Source organism: Dactylosporangium sp. NPDC051485 (assembly GCF_040682015.1).
Classification (GTDB): domain Bacteria; phylum Actinomycetota; class Actinomycetes; order Mycobacteriales; family Micromonosporaceae; genus Dactylosporangium.
This window is the reverse complement of the sequence record NZ_JBFAZW010000114.1, coordinates 1-18,448: the sequence shown is the minus strand read 5'-3', so window position 1 is coordinate 18,448 and position 18,448 is coordinate 1. Positions and strand designations below refer to the sequence as shown.

Annotated in this window: 11 protein-coding genes; 2 read left to right on the top strand and 9 right to left on the bottom strand. The window is 74.2% G+C overall.

Features of this window, described 5'->3' with window-relative positions; translation table 11 throughout:
- Nucleotides 1-11: 11 nt before the first annotated feature.
- Both scpA and AB0M46_RS42160 read right to left on the bottom strand, forming a co-directional pair.
- Nucleotides 12-2,150, bottom strand: a complete 2,139-nt coding sequence (gene scpA, locus AB0M46_RS42165) for a methylmalonyl-CoA mutase (protein WP_363345537.1) — start codon at nt 2,148-2,150, stop codon at nt 12-14.
- Nucleotides 2,147-3,862 carry a methylmalonyl-CoA mutase subunit beta gene (locus AB0M46_RS42160; RefSeq protein ID WP_363345535.1) on the bottom strand — a complete coding sequence of 572 codons (1,716 nt, stop codon included), beginning with the start codon at nt 3,860-3,862 and terminating at the stop codon, nt 2,147-2,149. The genes scpA and AB0M46_RS42160 overlap by 4 nt, the downstream gene beginning before the upstream one ends.
- A 62-nt stretch (nt 3,863-3,924) precedes the next feature.
- Here AB0M46_RS42160 and AB0M46_RS42155 point away from each other — a divergent pair, with 62 nt between their 5' ends.
- Together AB0M46_RS42155 and AB0M46_RS42150 are read left to right on the top strand one after the other, a co-directional pair.
- Nucleotides 3,925-4,125, top strand: a complete 201-nt coding sequence (locus AB0M46_RS42155) for a hypothetical protein (protein ID WP_363345533.1) — start codon at nt 3,925-3,927, stop codon at nt 4,123-4,125.
- Nucleotides 4,122-4,394 (top strand): hypothetical protein, encoded by a 273-nt coding sequence (locus AB0M46_RS42150; RefSeq protein WP_363345531.1) that lies wholly within the window; start codon nt 4,122-4,124, stop codon nt 4,392-4,394. Before AB0M46_RS42155 ends, AB0M46_RS42150 begins: the two co-directional genes overlap by 4 nt.
- Here AB0M46_RS42150 and AB0M46_RS42145 read toward each other — a convergent pair.
- From AB0M46_RS42145 to AB0M46_RS42115, 7 genes are all read right to left on the bottom strand, one after another.
- On the bottom strand, nt 4,361-5,725 hold the full coding sequence (locus tag AB0M46_RS42145) for a hypothetical protein (RefSeq protein ID WP_363345529.1): 1,365 nt from the start codon (nt 5,723-5,725) through the stop codon (nt 4,361-4,363). The two genes, AB0M46_RS42150 and AB0M46_RS42145, sit on opposite strands and share 34 nt — an antisense overlap.
- Nucleotides 5,726-5,760: 35 nt before the next feature.
- Nucleotides 5,761-9,297: a DNA polymerase III subunit alpha gene (gene dnaE, locus AB0M46_RS42140; protein WP_363345527.1), complete on the bottom strand. Its 3,537-nt coding sequence runs from the start codon at nt 9,295-9,297 to the stop codon at nt 5,761-5,763.
- Between the two features lie 238 nt (nt 9,298-9,535).
- Nucleotides 9,536-12,304, bottom strand: a complete 2,769-nt coding sequence (locus tag AB0M46_RS42135) for a hypothetical protein (protein ID WP_363345525.1) — start codon at nt 12,302-12,304, stop codon at nt 9,536-9,538.
- Complete coding sequence (locus AB0M46_RS42130; protein WP_363345523.1) at nt 12,301-13,443, bottom strand: VWA domain-containing protein; 1,143 nt, start codon at nt 13,441-13,443, stop codon at nt 12,301-12,303. The genes AB0M46_RS42135 and AB0M46_RS42130 overlap by 4 nt, the downstream gene beginning before the upstream one ends.
- A complete protein-coding gene (locus AB0M46_RS42125) occupies nt 13,440-15,710 on the bottom strand; it encodes a DUF5682 family protein (RefSeq protein ID WP_363345521.1) in 2,271 nt (756 codons plus the stop codon). The genes AB0M46_RS42130 and AB0M46_RS42125 overlap by 4 nt, the downstream gene beginning before the upstream one ends.
- 7 nt (nt 15,711-15,717) lie before the next feature.
- Nucleotides 15,718-16,839 (bottom strand): AAA family ATPase, encoded by a 1,122-nt coding sequence (locus tag AB0M46_RS42120; protein WP_363345519.1) that lies wholly within the window; start codon nt 16,837-16,839, stop codon nt 15,718-15,720.
- Nucleotides 16,840-16,859: 20 nt separating this feature from the next.
- The coding region (locus AB0M46_RS42115) for a DUF4132 domain-containing protein (RefSeq protein WP_363345517.1) at nt 16,860-18,448 on the bottom strand (1,589 nt) is incomplete at its 5' end.

Here is an 18,448-nt window from a genome sequence, read left to right as displayed (position 1 = left end):
GACGAACTCGCTCAGTGCTGCAACCGGGATCGCAGCACCTCCAGCAGGTTCAGGGCGGCGTCGGCGATGACCGTGCCGGGGCCGAAGATCGCGGCGGCGCCAGCGGCGCGCAGCTCGTCGTAGTCCTGGGGCGGGATGACGCCGCCGACCACGACGAGGATGTCGTCGCGGCCCAGGGCGGCGAGCTCGGCGCGCAGGGCCGGCACCAGGGTGAGGTGGCCGGCGGCGAGGGAGTTCACGCCGACGATGTGCACGTCGGCCTCGACGGCCTGCCGGGCCACCTCGCCCGGGGTGGAGAAGAGGGGGCCGACGTCGACGTCGAAGCCGAGGTCGGCGAAGGCGGTCGCGATCACCTTCTGGCCGCGGTCGTGGCCGTCCTGGCCCATCTTCGCGACCAGGATGCGCGGGCGGCGGCCCTCGGCCTCGGCGAAGTCCTCGGCGGCGGCGCGCACCCGTTCGACGTTCCCGGCGCCGGCGGCCTCGTCGCGGTACACCCCGGAGATGGTACGGATCTGGGCCACGTGCCGCCCGAACACCTTCTCCAGCGCGTCGGAGATCTCCCCGACGGTGGCGTGGGCCCGGGCCGCGGCGACCGACAGTTCGAGCAGGTTCGCGCCGTTGGCGGCGCCCGCCGTGAGGGCGTCCAGGGCCGCGGCGCAGGCGCCGGCGTCCCGCTCCGCGCGCAGTCGCGAGAGGCGGGCGATCTGGGCGGCCCGGACGGCAGAGTTGTCGACCTTGAGGACCTCGATCGGCTCGTCGGCGTCCGGGCGGTACTTGTTGACCCCGATGACCGGCTGGCGGCCCGAGTCGATGCGGGCCTGGGTGCGGGCCGCGGCCTCCTCGATGCGCAGCTTCGGGATGCCCTCGCCGATCGCGCGGGCCATGCCGCCGGCCCGCTCGACCTCCTCGATGTGGGCCCAGGCGCGGGCGGCGAGGTCGTGGGTCAGGCGCTCGACGTAGGCGCTGCCGCCCCACGGGTCGATGACCCTGTTGGTGCCCGACTCCTGCTGCAGCAGCAGCTGGGTGTTGCGGGCGATGCGGGCCGAGAAGTCGGTCGGCAGGGCCAGGGCCTCGTCCAGCGCGTTGGTGTGCAGCGACTGGGTGAGGCCCTGGGTCGCGGCCATCGCCTCGATGCAGGTGCGCACCACGTTGTTGAACACGTCCTGCGCGGTCAGCGACCAGCCGGAGGTCTGGCAGTGGGTGCGCAGCGACAGCGACTTCGGGTTCTTGGCGCCGAAGTCCTTGACCAGCCGGGACCACAGCAGCCGGCCGGCCCGCAGCTTGGCGACCTCCATGAAGAAGTTCATGCCGATCGCCCAGAAGAACGACAGCCGGGGCGCGAACGCGTCGACGTCGAGGCCGGCGTCGCGGCCCGCGCGCAGGTACTCCACGCCGTCGGCGAGGGTGTAGGCCAGCTCCAGGTCGGCGGTCGCCCCGGCCTCCTGGATGTGGTAGCCGGAGATCGAGATGGAGTTGAACTTCGGCATGTGCCGCGAGGTGTACCCGAAGATGTCGCCGATGATCCGCATCGACGGGCCGGGCGGGTAGATGTAGGTGTTGCGGACCATGAACTCCTTGAGGATGTCGTTCTGGATGGTGCCGGACAGCCGCTCCGGCGCCACCCCCTGCTCCTCGGCGGCGACGATGTACAGCGCCAGGACCGGCAGCACGGCGCCGTTCATGGTCATCGACACGCTCATGCGGTCCAGCGGGATGCCCTCGAAGAGCCGGCGCATGTCGAGGATCGAGTCGATCGCCACGCCGGCCATGCCGACGTCGCCGGCCACGCGCGGGTGGTCGGAGTCGTAGCCCCGGTGGGTGGCCAGGTCGAAGGCGACCGACAGGCCCTTCTGGCCGCCGGCGAGGTTGCGGCGGTAGAAGGCGTTGGACTCCTCGGCGGTGGAGAAGCCGGCGTACTGCCGCACCGTCCACGGCTGGGTCGTGTACATGGTCGGGTAGGGGCCGCGCACGTACGGCGCAATGCCCGGGAACCCGTGCAGGAACTCGATGCCGTCGAGGTCGCCGGGGACGTACACGCCCTTGACGTCGATGCCCTCGGGCGTGTGCCAGGGCTCGGGCGCGTCGGCGGGGTCGAGCGAGCTCTCGGCCCGGGGCGTGCCGAGGGCCACCTCGGAGAAGTCGGGGATCACGGTGTTACTCCCAGGTCTCGGTGCGCGCGGCGCAGCACGTCGAGCGCGTCGCAGCCGCTGTACAGGTACCCGCTGACGCCCGTGTAGTCGCCGGGCTTCCCGGCCAGCCAGACGGTCCGCACGCCCTCGGCCGCCAGGCGCGCGGCGACGTCGGCGGCCTCCTCGCCGTACGAGCGGTCGGAGCCGCAGATGCAGGCGACCGGGGACGGCTCGTCGGCCAGCCGCACTCCGCCGGCGGCGAAGAGGTTGGTGGCGAAGGAGACGCGGGCGGAGTGGGCGGCCGGCGGGCCCAGCGCCACCAGGCGGACCACCGGCGGGGTCGAGGCGGCGTCGGCGGCGTCGCGCAGCCGTTCGAAGCTCTCGGCGTACGACAGGCGCGGTAAACCGCCGGAAGGCGGCAACGGCGCCGGGGCGCGCACCGGCCGCCGCTCGGCCAGGTCGGGGAACTCCGACACGCCGGTGATCGGCCGCCGCCGGTGCGCGATGTCGGCCTCGCGCCGCTGCCGCACCGCGCCGATGCGGTCCTCGACCAGCCCGCCGCGCAGCGCGGCGGCCATCCCGCCGGCCCGTTCGACCTCGGTGAACACGTCCCAGGCGGCGTGCGCGAGGGCGTCGGTGAGCGACTCGGCATACCAGGACCCGCCGGCCGGGTCGAGCACCCGGGCGACCCCGGACTCCTCGACGAGCAGTGTCTGGGTGTTGCGGGCGATGCGCCGGGAGAAGCCGTCGGGCAGGCCGAGCCGCGCGTCGAACGGCTGCACGGTGACCGCGTCGGCCCCGCCGGTCCCGGCGGCGAAGCACGCGACGGTGGTGCGCAGCAGGTTGGTCCAGGGGTCGCGGGCGGTCATCATCGCGTCGCTGGTGACCGCGTGCTGGCGCTGGGCGCCGAGGTGCGGCACCTCGCAGACCTGGGCCACCCGGGACCAGATCCGGCGGGCGGCGCGCAGCTTGGCGATGGTGGCGAACTGGTCGGCGGTGGCCGCGAAGCGGAACTCCAGCTGCCGCAGCGCCATCCCGGCGCTCAGCCCGGCGGCGACCAGCTCGCGCAGGTAGGCCACGCCGGTGGCGGTGGCGTAGCCGAGCTCCTGGGCGTCGCCGGCGCCGGCGTCGTGGTACACCGTGGCGTCGATCGTCGCCACCGGCACCGGCGACTCCTTCGCGAGGGTGGCCAGCACCGCCAGGTCGGCCGGCTGCCCGGTGCGCGCCTGCAGCCCGAGCGGGTCGGCGCCGAGGTTGCCGGTCTTGCCCTCGCCCGGCAGGGCCAGGAAGGCCCGGGCCGCCTCCAGCGTGTCGGGCCCGTTGTCGAGCACGACCGCGGCCAGGTCGAGCAGCACGCCGTCGAGCGCCTCGGCCAGGTCGGCGGGGGCGATGCCGGCCAGCCACAGCGAGGTCGCGCCGTTCTCCAGGTCGTCGAGGATCGCGGCCCGGGTCGCCTTCGCGTCCGGGTCGGCGTGGCGCTGCCGCACGTCCCACGGCCGGGGCGCCGCGCTGCCGCCGCGCACGAACGGCACCTGCCCGGGCACGCCGGCCGGGGGTGCGGCGTCGGCCGCGGTGTACAGCGGCGCGATCCGCAGCCCGTCGTACGTCTCGGTGGACAGCAGCGCCTCAGCGTCCTCCGGCGCGGTGTCCTCGCCGGCCAGCCCGGACTTGCGCAGCACGCCCAGCGCGAGCCGGCGCCACTGCTGCAGGTCGTCTGACTCGGGCACACTCATGCACGGATGCTAAACACGCGCATCGGTCGCTCGGCCACCCTTGTGACAACCTCCACTTAGGGGTGAGACGCCCCGTCGAGCTAGGGGTACTGCCGATCTTCGAGGCCCTGCGCCGGGTCATCCAGGGTGGTGCGGGCGCTGCGCGCCGTGTGCTCGCTCACGCGTTGGCCGGGCTGGATGCGAAGATCGTCCGCGTGAGCCGAATCGTCGACCCGAGCCACCCCGTCCGCGCCGGGATGACCGCGTTCGCGGTGCTGCCGTGATCGACGTGCTGGGGTGGGTCGGCGCGGCGCTGGTGCTGGCCGCCTACGCGCTCGTGTCGAGCAAGCGGCTGGCCGGGGACGGGGCCGTGTTCCAGGTCATGAACATCCTCGGGGCGGTGGCCCTGGCGGTGAACTCGGCGGCGAGCCGGGCGTGGCCGTCGGTCGCCGTGAACGTGGCGTGGGTCGGCATCGGCGCCGTGGCCATGTTCCGGCTGGCGCGCCGCCAGAAGAAGCGTCAGAGCGAGTACCAGGGCGCCCGGATGCGGTAGAAGACCACCTCGGCCGGCGTCGCGCAGGCCAGGTAGGTGTGGCTCCACACGCACGCGTCCGGGCGGGCGGCGATGCTGCCGAGCTCCCGCGCCGTGCCGCGGGAGGCGTCAACCCCCGTCCAGGGGTAGTCCCCCGGCGGCGGCACGGCCGGCAGCAGCAGGTAGCTGCCCTCGTCGAGGCGGGCCGCGCGCTTGTCCGGCCAGCTGCGCACCGTCCGGCCCCCGGCGTCGAGCAGCGTCTCGGTCACCCCGATCGCCTGGGTGGCGGTGCGCACCATGACCCGGTCGCCGACCGGGACGGCTTGCGACGGGCGCTCGGCGGCGACCCGCCAGACGACCTGGCCGGTGTCGGCGTTGAGCTCGGTGACGTGGTGCTCCTCGCCGACGCAGACCCGCCGCTCGCCGCACGCGGTCACGAACAGCGGCCGGGCCTGCGCGTCGGGTGACGTCCAGGTCCACTGCGGCTTGCTCAGGTGGGTGCGGTCGTAGACGTGCAGCTGGGTCCCGGCGCCGCGGGTGGCGACGAAGATCTGCTCCTCGTAGGGGTACACCAGGTCACCCGGGTCGGCCAGGCCCGTGCCGGCGCCCAGGATCTTTCCGCCGGCCAGGCCGAGGACCTCCAGGCCGCGCTCGGCGGTGGCCCGCACGATGTGCGGGTCGACGATGAGGGCCTCGTCGAGCGGCTCGCCGCCGAACGAGGTGGGGACCTGCTGGCCGCTCCAGGTGTCGGTCAGCCACCAGGAGTCCGCCCCGCCGGGCTGGTCGAGGACCGCCGTCTGGCGGGCGGTGCCGACGTCGGTGACGGTGAGGCGGTGCTCGGCGGCGGCGTAGCGGACGAAGTACTTGCCGATGAGCTCCCAGCGGTCGCCGGTGAGCACGTCGAAGCTGGTGAACGGGGCGCCGTTGTTGGCGTTGAGCAGGGTGACCTTGCGGTGCCCGGCGACGGCCGGGCCGGTCACCTGGACCATGCCGCGGGCGGAGCGGAACGTCTCCACGGCGCCGAGGGTGGTGTTGGTCCACACCGTGGTCGAGGGCTTGTCGGCGTCGACGGCGCGCAGCTCATAGCCGCCGTCGCCGGTCGGGTGGCCGACGAAGGCGCGGCCGCCGTCAAGGTCGACGGCGGACCCCACGGTGCCGGACGGCAGGCTCACCCCGCCGATCCGATCGAGCCGGTCGAAGCCGTACGGTCGTTGGCTCACGCGGTACACCACGGTGAACACCAGCAGGACGACGGCCAGCACGGCGACCGCGGCGGACGACCACCGCGCACGCCGGGAGAGCCATAACGACCGACGTGGGCGCAGGTCGTCGGCGAGGGCGTGCGTGTGCACCCGCCGACACTACCTCGTGACCGCCGTCACCGCTGTCACGAGAAGCTGTTCGGGCCGAGCAGCGCCTTCAGGTCGCCCTTGAGTGCCGTCGTCGGGTTGACGTGGTAGGGGCCGAGGCGCAGCAGGGTGGTCCGGGATCCGTGACTGAGCTTCACGTGTACCTCGGCCTTGCCGGGATGGTTGACGAGGATCTCCTTCAACCGGTCGACCAGCGGCGGCGTGCAGCGGGTGGCCGGCAGGGAGAGCACGACGGGCCGGTTCTCGTCGGCGGCGGACACGTCCGGGATGGACAGGTCCATCGCCATCAGCCGCGGGGTCTCGTCGCGCCGGTCGATGCGGCCCTTCACCACCACGATCGCGTCCTCGGCGATGTACTGCCCGACGAGCTCGTAGGTGTTGGGGAAGAACAGCGCCTCGACCGCGCCGCCGAGGTCCTCGAGGGTGGCCGAGGCCCACGGCTTGCCCTGCTTGGTGATGCGCCGCTGCACGCCGGTGAGCATGCCGGCCAGGGTGACCACGGCGCCGTCGGCGACCGCGCCCTCCTCGGACAGGGTGCTGATCGCCGTGTCGGCCGCCTTCGCCAGCACCGGCTCCAGGCCGAACAGCGGGTGGTCGGAGACGTACAGGCCGAGCATCTCCCGCTCGAACGCGAGCAGTTCCCGCTTGTCCCACTCGATCTGCGGGATCTGCACCGTCATCGCGGTGCCGCCGGCCGTCGAGTCGTCGGCGCCGAACGCGTCGCCGAACAGGTCGAACTGGCCGATGGCCTCGTTCTTCTTGAGGTCGGCGTAGTTGTCGATGGCGTCGGCGTGGATGGCCAGCAGGCCGCGGCGCGGGTGCCCCATCGAGTCGAACGCGCCCGCCTTGATCAGGGATTCAATGGTCTTCTTGTTGCAGACCACCGCGTCGACCTTGGACAGGAAGTCGTCGAAGTCCTTGTACGGCCCGTTCTGCGTCTGCCGGCACCGCACGATCGCGTCGACGACGTTGTGCCCGACGTTGCGCACGGCGGCCAGGCCGAAGCGGATGTCCTTGCCGACCGGGGTGAAGGGGCCGGCCGACTCGTTGACGTCGGGCGGCAGCACCTCGATGCCCATGCGCCGGCACTCCGACAGGTACATGGCCATCTTGTCCTTGTCGTCGCCGACGCTGGTCAGCAGGGCCGCCATGTACTCGGCCGGGAAGTTCGCCTTGAGGTACGCCGTCCAGTACGACACCAGCCCGTAGCCGGCCGTGTGCGCCTTGTTGAAGGCGTAGTCGGCGAACGGCACGAGCACGTCCCACAGCTTCTGGATGGCCTCGTCGCTGTACCCGTTGCCGCGCATGCCCGCCTGGAACGGGCCGAACTCCTTCTCCAGGACCTCTTTCTTCTTCTTGCCCATGGCCCGGCGCAGCAGGTCGGCCTGGCCGAGGGTGTACCCGGCCAGCTTCTGCGCGGCGCGCTGGACCTGCTCCTGGTAGACGATCAGGCCGTAGGTCGGGCCGAGGATCTCCTTGAGGGGCTCCTCCAGCTCCGGGTGGATCGGGGTCATCTCCTGCTGCCCGTTCTTGCGCAGCGCGTAGTTGGTGTGCGAGTTGGCACCCATCGGGCCGGGCCGGTACAGCGCCAGCACGGCGGAGATGTCCTCGAAGTTGTCGGGCTTCATGAGCCGCAGCAGCGAGCGCATGGGCCCGCCGTCGAGCTGGAACACGCCGAGCGTGTCGCCGCGGGCCAGCAGCTCGTAGGCCGGCTTGTCGTCGAGTTCCAGCGAGAGCAGGTCGAGGTCGATCCCGCGGCGGGCGATGTTCTTCACCGCGTCGTCGATGATCGTCAGGTTGCGCAGCCCGAGGAAGTCCATCTTCAGCAGGCCGAGCGTCTCGCAGGTCGGATAGTCGAACTGCGTGATGATCGCCCCATCGGCGTCACGGCGCATGAGCGGCACGTGGTCGATCAGCGGCTCGGCGGACATGATCACGCCGGCGGCGTGCACGCCGGTCTGGCGGATCAGCCCCTCGATGCCCTTGGCGGTGTCGACGACCTTCTTGACGTCGGGGTCGCTGTCGTACAGCGCCCGGAACTCCACCGCCTCGGAGTAGCGCGGGTGGTTGGCGTCGAAAATCCCCGACAGCGGGATGTCCTTGCCCATCACGGCGGGCGGCATCGCCTTGGTGATCTTGTCGCCGACCGCGAACGGGTAGCCCAGCACCCGCGCGGAGTCCTTGATGGCGGCCTTGGCCTTGATCGTGCCGAAGGTGGCGATCTGGGCGACCCGGTCCTCGCCCCACTTCTCGGTGACGTAGCGGATCACGTCGGCCCGCCGGCGCTCGTCGAAGTCGATGTCGATGTCGGGCATCGAGATACGGTCGGGGTTGAGGAACCGCTCGAAGATCAGCCCGTGCGGCAGCGGATCGAGGTCGGTGATCCCCATCGCGTAGGCGACCAGGCTCCCGGCGGCCGACCCACGCCCGGGCCCGACGGCGATGCCCTCGTTCTTGGCCCAGAGGATGAAGTCCGAGACCACGAGGAAGTACGCCGGGAAGCCCATCTTGACGATCATGTCGGCCTCGTAGTCGGCCTGCCGCTGGTGCTCCTCGTCGATGCCGTTCGGGAACCGGCGGGCCATGCCGCGGGCCACCTCGGCCCGGAAGAAGGACTCCTCGGTCTCGCCGTCGGGCACGGGGAAGCGCGGCATCAGGTTGTGGAACTCGAACATCCCGTCGACGTCGACCTTCTCGGCCACCAGCAGCGTGTTCTTGCAGCCGGCCTGCCAGAGGTCGGAGGAGTCGACGGCACGCATCTCGTCGGCGGACTTCAGGTAGTACCCCGACCCGCCGAACCGGAACCGGTTGGGATCGTTGATGTTGGCCGCGGTCTGCACGCACAGCAGCACGTCGTGCGCCTCGGCCTGCGCCTGGTGCGTGTAGTGCGAGTCGTTGGTGACCACCGGCGGGATACCCAGCCGCTTGGAGATCTCGGCCAGCCCTTCCCGGACCCGCTTCTCGATGTCCAGGCCGTGATCCATGACCTCGAGGAAGTAGTTGTCCTTGCCGAAGATCTCCTGGTACCGCGCCGCCGCCTTGATCGCCTCGTCGAACTGGTCGAGCCGCAGCCGCGTCTGTACCTCCCCCGAGGGACACCCGGTCGTGGCCATCAGCCCCTCGGCATGCTCCGCGATGATCTCCGCGTCCATCCGCGGCCACTTCACGAAGTGCCCCTCGATCGAGGCCCGCGAGTTCAGCCGGAACAGGTTGTGCAGGCCCGTCTTGTTCCGCGCCCAGATGGTCTTGTGCGTGTACCCGCCGGAGCCGGACACGTCGTCGTCCTTCTGGTCGGGCCGCCCCCACCGGATGCGCTGCTTGGTCAGCCGCGACTCGGGCGCCACGTACGCCTCGACCCCGAGGATCGGCGTCACGCCCGCCGCCTTGGCCTGCTTGTAGAAGTCGTACGCCCCGTGCATGTTCCCGTGGTCGGTGATCGCCACGGCGGGCATGCCGAGCCGATTGGCCTCAGCGAACATCTCCTTGAGGCGCGCGGCCCCGTCGAGCATGGAGTACTCGGTGTGCACGTGGAGATGCACGAACGAGTCGGCCATGCTCAACCCCCTGAGGCTCGGTCTTGGCTGTTCCGGCGGCTGAGCCTAGTCCCGGATCGGCCGCGACACACCGACCGACACTGCCATGTGCGGTGGATCGCTAGCCCACCCCTCCCAGACTGGACATTCCGGACCACCGCCCCTAGCCCAGCGCACTGCCCCGCTCACCGAGCGCTCTTCCCGGCCGGCCGCCGCCCCCGCGCGGGTCCGATACCACCAACGCCCGGTCCTCTGGACCTCAGGACTCCAGCTCGGCGGTGATCATCAGCCGCAGGTACGCATCGACCCACCGCCCCACTGCCTCCTCCCCCGGATCGGCCCCGAGCGCATCCCGGAACGCCCCGACCGCCGCGGCACTCCGGAGCAGCCCGACGCCCGCCAGCCGCTCACCGGCCGCACGCAGCCGATCGCCGAACGTGGGCGGGAGATGCCCCAACCCGCGGTGCGCCACCTCGGCCATCACCCCGATGGCATGGTGGACCGCAGCCCGCAACGGCTCCTCGTCCTCGCCCCAGTCCGACTCCAGCCGGCCGCCGACCTCACCGGTCAGGTCCGGCAACACGACCTCGCCCCCACCGGCGAACGCCAGCGGCTCGATCACGATCCCGCCCCCGGACCGCCGCACCACCCCGCTGACGAACCACCCGTCCCAGTCCCCGCCCCGGCTCCCGCCACCGCCCCAGATCGCGTCACCCGCCCCGCCGACACCCCGGTCCCGGCTCGCGCTACCCCCGCCCCCGTCGGACTCGGCCACATCGGGCGCAGCCTCGGCGGGCACGGACGCAGACCCAGCAGACACGGACCCGGCGGGCACGGGCGCGGCCGGCACGGGCGCGGCCGACACGGGCCCGGCAGGGGCAGGCGGGTGGGCGTGGCCGGTCTCGGCGGCGATGCGGGCCAGGGCTGCGGCGATGGCGTCGAGCCGCCCCGGGGCGGCGGCCGTGTGCGTGGCCGTGATCGTGGCCCGCTCCCCGGCCGCGTCGGTCACCACGGCGTCGAGGCGCTGGGCCCCCGGGAGGTACGCCACCCGCTCCACCCCCGCGATCCGCACCACCCGCACGAGCTCGGCCGCCACCCGGGGCCGTACCACGCGCGGCGGCAGCCGTTCCAGCTCCGCGGCGAGCGCCCGCAGGTCGTCGACCAGCAGGCCGGCCGGTAGCCCGTCCCATGCGCCGCGCGACGGCACCACCGTGGTCCGGGCGATCCGGCTGGTGGCCAGGCGCACGGCCCGGCCGGCGTTGCGCACCGCCGACTCCGTGACCACATGGCCACCGGCCAGCTGGCCCACCGTCGAACCGCCGACCCGCCGCCGCCCGAGCGCCACTCCGGTCCCGTCGCCGTCCCAGTCCCGCCGCAGCACCAGCACCGTGGCGGTATCGATGTGCGCCAGGAACACCTCCACGACCCTCCGCTCGTCCGCCGCCCCGTCCTGCCCGACGGCCACCACCCGGCACCCGAGCCCGTCGAGCCGCGCCCGCCGCAGCGGCGTCTCCGCCGCCTCCTCGGTGCCGAGCACCCGCGCCCGCGCCCCGCCCCCGAGCCCCACGACCGCCCGCCGCCGGGCGTGCACCTCGACGATGAGCTCGGCGAGCCGCTCCGGGGCGTACAGGCTCCCCCGATCCCGGTACGCCTCCAGCTGCTCCGCCATCTCCCCCACCGCCGCCAGCGGCCACCGCAGGTTCCCCCGCTCCAGCCGCCGCCGCACGTCGGCGACCGCACCCCCGAACCCGGCCCCGGCGTGCACTGCACCCGCGAGCAGCACGTCGTCCGCCAGCCGGCCCGCCGCCCCGAGCCCATCCGCGACCGAATCCCGTCCAGCCGCACCCCGTCCAGCCGCACCCGGCCCAGCCGCAGCCCGTCCAGCCCCGCCCCGTCCTGCCGCACCCTGCTCCGCCAACGCCCGCGCCGCCACGCCCGCGCCGGCCACCGTCCCTCCCGTAGCCCTCCCACCTTCGCCGGCCGCGCTGGTCGCCGCCCGCCCCTCGTCAGCCGCGCTGATCGCCGCCCCGGCCACGCCAGCGGCGTCCGACGCCTCGCCGGCGGAAACACCGGCCGCCGAAGCCTCATCCGCCAATAGCCCGCCCACCGAAGGCCCACCGGCCGTGGCCGTCGGCGCCCCGCTGGCGGAAGCATCGGTCGTTGCAGGCCCTGCCGTCGATGGCCCGTCCGTCACGGGCTCGACGGCCGCTGTGCCGCCGCCCACGGTCATGCCCTTCGCGCCCCCGGGTGATGCGGTGCCGGTCGCCTTCCTGGTCCTCGCGGCGCTGCCCCCGCCCGCCGATTCCGCCGCGGAGCCGTCGAGCCCGTCCGCCTGCAGGTCGTCGCCGCCCACGTCGATCCGTACGTCCGGCTCCCCCGGCGCCCTCCGGTCCGCGGCCCGGAAGGCCCACACCGCCAGGGCGATCACGTCGTCGCGGCTGCCGGCGACCGCGTCCGAGTGCACGAACCCGAGGTCGTGGGGCACCAGGAACCGAACCGTCGCCGCGCCGAGGTCGACCCGTGGCGCGGGATCGTCCGCACCCGGCCCGCGCACCCGGGCGTGGTAGCCGGCCCGCAGCGTACGCCGGGCGACCGCCAGCATCCGCTCCCCGATGCGCGCCGCGAGCTGCTCGTCGCTGAAGGTCCCCGGTGACCAGTCGGCCACGCCTACCTCGGTCGTCGTCGCCCGAGGCCCGTGGGCCGAGGCGTCCGCGCCCTCATGCGGCCCGTCCGCCCGGTCGGTCGCGGCCTGCGCACCCCGCAGCGCCTGGTACGCAAGGATCAACCCGATCACGTGCCGGCAGGTGCCGACCGCGCCGCAGGTGCACGTCGCCCGGTCCAGCCCGCCGCCGCCCGCCGGCAGGACCGGTGCCGGGCCGTCCGGGTACGTCCCGCGCAGCGTCCCGTCGTCGTCCTCGGTGATCGCGGGCGGCGCCGCCTCGGCCTCGCGGGCCGCGCGCTTCACCAGGCCGCGGTTGGTCAGCACGGCCAGCGCGTCGGCCGTCAGCGCGAGCACGTCCCGTCTCATCGGCCGACCTGCTCGGCGACGAAGGCGGCGAGCTCGCCCGGGGTCATGGCGCCGACCGCGGCGCCGGTGTCAGCCAGGCGCTGGGCCATGGCGCGGTCGTACACGGGGTCGGCCTGTTCGTCCAGCGCGGCCAGGCACAGGACCTTCGTGCCCTGCTCGACCAGGGCGGCGACCAGGCGGACCAGGCGGGCCTCGTTGCCGCCCTCGTAGAAGTCGCTGATGAGGGCGACGATGGTGCGGCGGGGCTGCTCGATCAGCTGCGTGCCGTAGGCGACGGCCCGGGCGATGTCGGTGCCGCCGCCGAGCTGGACCTTCATGAGCAGCTCGACCGGGTCGTCGACGTCGGCGGTCAGGTCGGCGATCTCGGTGTCGAACGCGACGAGGTGGGTCCTGAGGCCGGGCAGGCCCCACAGGCACGCGGCGGTGACGGCCGAGTGGATGACCGAGCCCGTCATCGAGCCCGACTGGTCGACCAGCAGGATCAGCTGCCAGCGCTCGACATGGCGGCGGGTGCGGGAGAAGAAGTGCGCCGACTCGATGTACAACTTGCGCTCCTCGGGCCGGTATCGCCCGAGGTTGGCCCGCAGCGTGCGCCGCACGTCGAAGTCGCGGGCGAGGCGGAAGCGGCTCGGGGTGCGGGCGCGGGTGCCGGTGAACGCCCGCCGCACGTCGGTCGCCAGCCGCTCCAACAGCTGCCGCACGACCGCCTCCACGATCCGCCGGGCCTGCCGCAGCACCTCGGGGTTCATCAGGTGCTTGGTGCGCAGCACGGCCCGCAGCAGCGACTCGTTCGGCTCGATCCGGGCGAGCACCGCCGGGTCGGTCACCACGTCATGGATCTCGTACCGCTCCACAGCGTCCCGTTCGAGCCGCTCGACGGTCTCCTTGGGAAACAGCCGGGTGATCTCGTCGAGCCAGTCCACGGTCGTCACGATCGAGGGTCCGTCCCCGCCCTCGCGTCCGGCGGGCCGCACGCCGCGGCGGCGCAGTTCCTCGTCCCGCCCGTACAGCCACTCCAGCGCCGCGTCCTGGGCCGCCGCCGCGCCGGCCAGCCGCCCGCCGGCGAGGCCCGCCTCGCCGGCCTCGCCCAGCACGAGCCGCCATCGCTGCAGTTGTGGGTCGATCGGGTCAATGCTCATCGCAGCAGTCCTTCCCGGGCGAGCACGGTGTCGACGCGGGACTCCAGGGCCGCGGCCCGGGCCAGCAGCATCGGGTCGGCGGCCGGGCGGCGCAGCAGCAGCCGGCCGGGCCCCGGCAGCCCACGGCGGGCCAGCACATGCCCGGCGATCGTCTCGCGCTCGCGGGGCGGGAAGTACGCGAACGCCTGCCGCAGCGCCGGCAGCGCGATCAGGAAGTCCTCGTCGCCGAGGCCGACGACGAGTTCGTCGAGCAGGTCGAGCACCCCGGTGGCGTGCAGGACCTCCTCCCGTGCCACGGCGAACAGGCCGGCCAGCCAGTCGCCGAGCGCGGCCGGGCCGCCGGCGCCGCGCACCGCCCGCTCCGGGTCGGCCTCGGCGCCGAGTGCCCACCCGAAGCCGAACGCGGCGCCGCGCAGGTCCGGCCGGGCACCCGGGTCGGCGCCGATGCGGGCCATCACGCCGAGCGGCCTCGCGCGGTCGAGCCCGAGCGGGACGGCGGCGTGCACGACGGTGTCGCGCAGCGCGACGACGGCGGCGAGGCGGGCCGGGTCGGCGTCGGCGGTGGCGCCGCGGATCCCCTCGGCGAGCCACAGCAGCCGGTCGTGGGCGGCCCCGATGACGGTGCCGAGCGCGGCGTTGCCGGCCGTGCCGAACAGCCGGTCGTGGCGCCACAGCGCCAGCAGCACGCCGAGGAGCCGGCCGAGGGCGCCGAGGTCGGACGCGGCGGCGACGCCGAGGGTGAGGTCCCGCAGTACCTTGTCGGAAAGCCGGGTCGTGCCGCACAGCGCCGCGTCGAACAGGGCGCCGGCCAGGGCCCCGACGTCGCCGCCGGCCCGCCCCGCGCGCTCGGCGATCGCCGCGGCGGCGGCCTGTTCGGGCGTCACGCCATACGCGCCGGCCTCGATCAGCGCGGGCAGCCGGTGCTCGTGCTCCTCGAGCGTCCAGTCCTCGTCGAGCACCGGGTCGATGCCGGTCGCCGGCCCTCGGTGCCGGGTGAGCCCGGGGAAGCCCAGCACCCGCAGCCGGTGCAGCAGCCGGCTGCGCCGCAGCCCGTCCGGGTCGGTCAGGGTCAGGGCGATCGGCCCGCCGTCGGCGAACCCCTCGCGCTCCAGCTCCGCGGTCACGGTGTGCACCAGCGGCGGCAGCGGGGTGTCCGGGTGGAGGCGGCCGACCCGCGCTCCGCTCAGCGCCGCGACCATCTCGACCACGACCGGGTGGGTGCCGGGCCGCAGCCGCCCGCGGGTCGACCACGGCAGCGGCTCGTCGAGGGCGTCGTTGACGAGCGCGGCAGCCAGCCCGTCGAGGATGTCGGTGCGGGCCGGGTGGGGATGCCCGCGCACGGTGGCCAGCCCGGCGGCGCTGGCGCGGGCCGCGATGAGGTCGGCGGTCGACGCCGGCTGGCGCCGCTCACGCAGCCGCCCGGCGACGGCCGCGACGAGGTCGTCGGCGGCGCGGGCCGGCCCGGCCTCCCAGAGCCGCTGGTAGTACGCCGGCGACGGCATCCCCGACTGGTAGCCGTCGAAGGCGTCGAGGCGGCGGAAGGAGTACGGCACCAGGAAGCTCCCCCCGACGGCCTCCGGCGGCAGGGCCGGCAGCGGCGGCCACTCCCCCGCCTCGTCCTCGTGGTCGTGGGCGCTCAGGCGCAGCAGGGCCGGGCGGTGGAAGCCGCCGGTCACCACGACGACGGGGCGCTCGCCGGCGTCGCGCAGCGCGGCCCGCACCCACCGGGCCATGTACTCCTCCCGCGCCCGGTCCCCGTCGCCCGCCTCGGACTCGCCGCGCAGCAGGTCGAAGTACGCGGCCAGGCGCTCCTCGATCCCGCTGGCCGGCTCGATCTCGAACAGGTGGTCCCAGAGCACGTCGACGTTGTCGACGGCGAAGGCCTGGCAGAGCCGGTCGACGGCCTCGGCGTAGCGCTGCTCGGCGTCCGCGTACCGGTTCTCCCGCCCGGCCAGGGCCTCGTCCCACGCCGGCAGGTCGATGAACCGCACCTGCGCACCGGCCTCGCGCCCGGCCCGCAGCGCGACCCACTCCGGGGAGTACTCGCAGAACGGCGCCCACGACCCGTGGTGGCGCTCCTCGTCGCGGTAGCTGCTGAACACCGCGATCGGCAGGTCGTGGCCGAGCAGCAGCTCGTCGATGCGGTCGTTCATGTCCGCGGGCCCCTCGACGAGCACATGCGCGGGGCGCAGCGCGGCGATCGTCTCGCCGACCAGGCGGGCGCAGGCCGGGCTGTGGTGCCGCACCCCGATGAACGTCGCCTGCATCACAGCCTCACCCGGGAAGCTGGTGGCGGGCGTCGTGCAGGGCCTGCCACTGGCCGCCGCGGCGCCAGGAGACCTGCTGCTCCAGGTACCGCCGCAGCTTCGCCAGGTCCTCCGGGCTGTCCTTGGCCGCGGTGCCGGCCAGGCAGGCCACCACGTCGGCGGCGGTGCCGGACTCGCCGCGCAGGAACCAGCCCCGCAGCCCGACCGCGTGCGCGACCGAGACCGCCTCGGCGGTGCTCATCACCGAGGTGAGCCGGTCCATGGCGTCGCCGCGGACGGTCTGCCCGGCGCGCAGCTCCCGGAACGTGGTGACCAGCACCTCCAGCACGTCCCGGCGCGGCGCCGCGGTCACCCCGGAGCGGTGCAGCAGCGCCCCGGCCTCGGCCTCGACGAGCGCGAGCTCGGTCTCGAAGTCGGCGATCGGGAACACGGTCTCGAAGTTGAACCGCCGCTTGAGCGCCGCGCTCATCTCGTTGACGCCCCGGTCGCGCGTGTTGGCGGTGGCGATGACGTTGAACCCGTCGCGGGCGAACACCATGGCGTCCGGCCCGATCAGCTCCGGGATGGCGAGCACCCGGTCGGACAGCGGCGACAGCAGGCTGTCCTGGACCTCCAGCGGGCACCGGGTGATCTCCTCGAAGCGCACCACCCGCCCCTCCGCCATGCCCCGCAGCAGCGGCGCCCGCACCAGCGAGCGGGTCGAGGGTCCCTCGGCGACGAGGAGGGCATAGTTCCAGGAGTACTTGATCTGGTCCTCGGTCGTCGCCGCGCCGCCCTGGATGGTCAGCGTCGACACCCCGCTCACGGCCGCGGCGAGCAGCTCCGACAGCAGCGACTTGGCGGTGCCGGGCTCGCCGACGAGCATCAGCCCCCGGCTGGTGGCCAGCGACACCAGCGCCCGGTCGATGAGCGACGGGTCGCCGACGAACTTGCGGGTGATCCCGGTGCCGGGGTCGCCGACGATGAACCGCCGGGCCGCGGTGAGGCTCAGCGCCCAGCCCGGGGGCCGCTCCCCGGTGTCGGTCTCGGCCAGCCGCCGCAGCTCGTCGGCGTGCCGCACCTCGGCTGGCGGCCGCTGCACGGCACGCCCGTTGCCGGTGTCCGCGCCGGGGTCCGTGCCCGTGTCCACCGCTTGTTCCGCCCCGCCGCTCACTGCGTGACCTCCTCAAGGTCCCGGATGATCTCTGACATCGCGACCGCGTCGACGTCGCCGAGCCGGCGGGCCCGCCGGCGGTCCCAGCTGTGTGCCGCGTCCGGCAGCACGTACGCGTCGCCGAGCGCCTGCTCCCCGAACGTCGCGACATCGCCGACGACGATCCCCGGGGTGAGGTCGAGCATCAGCGTGTCGCCGGAGGGCAGGTCGCGCTCCATGACCGGCTGCAGGCCCCCGTCCTGCGGCTCGCCGCGCCGCCAGCCGCGCCGCTCCAGCCCCAGCACCTTGGTGGTGGGCACCTTGACCCCGGCGAACCGGGTCAGCGCCGTCGCCGCCCGCTGCACCGGGTCGAGCTCGTGCGTGTCGCGGGCCAGCTGGGGGAACGGCTGCAGGATCTCGTAGTCGGCGAAGACCTCGGACCAGGCGACGGCAGCGGCGCCGAGCTGCAGCGGGTGGGCCACCCCGAGGCGCGCCCCGTCCGGGATCGCGGCCGGCTCGTCGTCCGGCCCGGCCAGGCTGCGGTCCTCGGCGACCCGCAGCGTCGCGAGCACGGCCCCGGCGTCGTCGAAGGCCGCCCACACCAGCCGCCGGGCCACGTGCCACACCAGCGGGTGCCCGACGATGTACCGCTCGAACTCCTCCGGCGCCCACCGCCGCTGCCCGGTCATGGCCCGCTCGAACCGCCGAATCTGGTCGGCGGCGATCGTCCGCACGTCCTTCTTCAGTGCGGCGAAGCGCCTGGCGGCGTCCGGGGCGAGCGCCGGGTCGTCCTTCGCGCCGGGCTTGGGCAGGTCGCGCAGGCGCTTGCCGGCGGCGTCGGTCACGAAGGGCCGCAGTTGCTCGTCGAAGCCGACCCGGAACTGCCGCGGGCCGTAGTCGAGGCCGAGGGTGCCGTCGGGGTCGAGGCCGAAGTCGGGCACCAGCCGGTCGGCCAGCCGCTCCGGTGACAGGCCCAGGCCGGCCGCCACCTCGGCGATCTTCTCCTGCGCCCGGTCCTTCAGCCCGCGGAACTTCACCTTCTCCGCGATCCCGTGCAGGTGCATCAGCGCCACGTCCGTGCCGATCTCGGCGAGCACGTCGAGCCCGGCCACCGCCCGCGCATGGCCGCCCGAACCCGGCCAGGCCCGGATCACCGGGGCCAGCCGCCGCACGGTCTCGTCGTCGCCGAGCAGCCCGAGCGCGTCGAGGGCCCACGACTCCTTCGCCGGGGTGCCGGCGTGCTGCCAGCGCTGGAACAGCGACCAGGCGAACTCGGCCAGCGACGCCCGGGTGCAGGCCTCCGTGACGGCGGCCAGCCCCGCGTACGGCTCGCCGATCCGCGACAGCGCCAGCACGGTCAGCACGTGCCCGGCGGCCCGCGGCGGCAGGCTCCCGGCCCCGCCGGCGAGCTCGATCGGGGCCAGCAGCGCCGGGTCGGCCCAGTCGGGCACGACCGGCATCCGGGCCGGCAGCAGGTACGCCGGGTCGGTGTCGAGCAGCCGGCCGATCGCCGCGACCGCCTCCGGCCCGTAGCCGGCCGCGGCCGCCTCGGCCGCGTCGCGGTGCCCGGCCCGCGCGATCGCGAGCAGCGCCCGCTCGGCGTGCC

What these genes read in the sequence shown, in the direction of transcription:
- AB0M46_RS42160 (WP_363345535.1), bottom strand. Translation starts at nt 3,862, where the DNA reads ATGAGTGTGCCCGAGTCAGACGACCTGCAGCAGTGGCGCCGGCTCGCG.
- dnaE (WP_363345527.1), bottom strand. Translation starts at nt 9,297, where the DNA reads ATGGCCGACTCGTTCGTGCATCTCCACGTGCACACCGAGTACTCCATG.
- AB0M46_RS42135 (WP_363345525.1), bottom strand. Translation starts at nt 12,304, where the DNA reads ATGAGACGGGACGTGCTCGCGCTGACGGCCGACGCGCTGGCCGTGCTG.
- AB0M46_RS42130 (WP_363345523.1), bottom strand. Translation starts at nt 13,443, where the DNA reads ATGAGCATTGACCCGATCGACCCACAACTGCAGCGATGGCGGCTCGTG.
- AB0M46_RS42125 (WP_363345521.1), bottom strand. Translation starts at nt 15,710, where the DNA reads ATGCAGGCGACGTTCATCGGGGTGCGGCACCACAGCCCGGCCTGCGCC.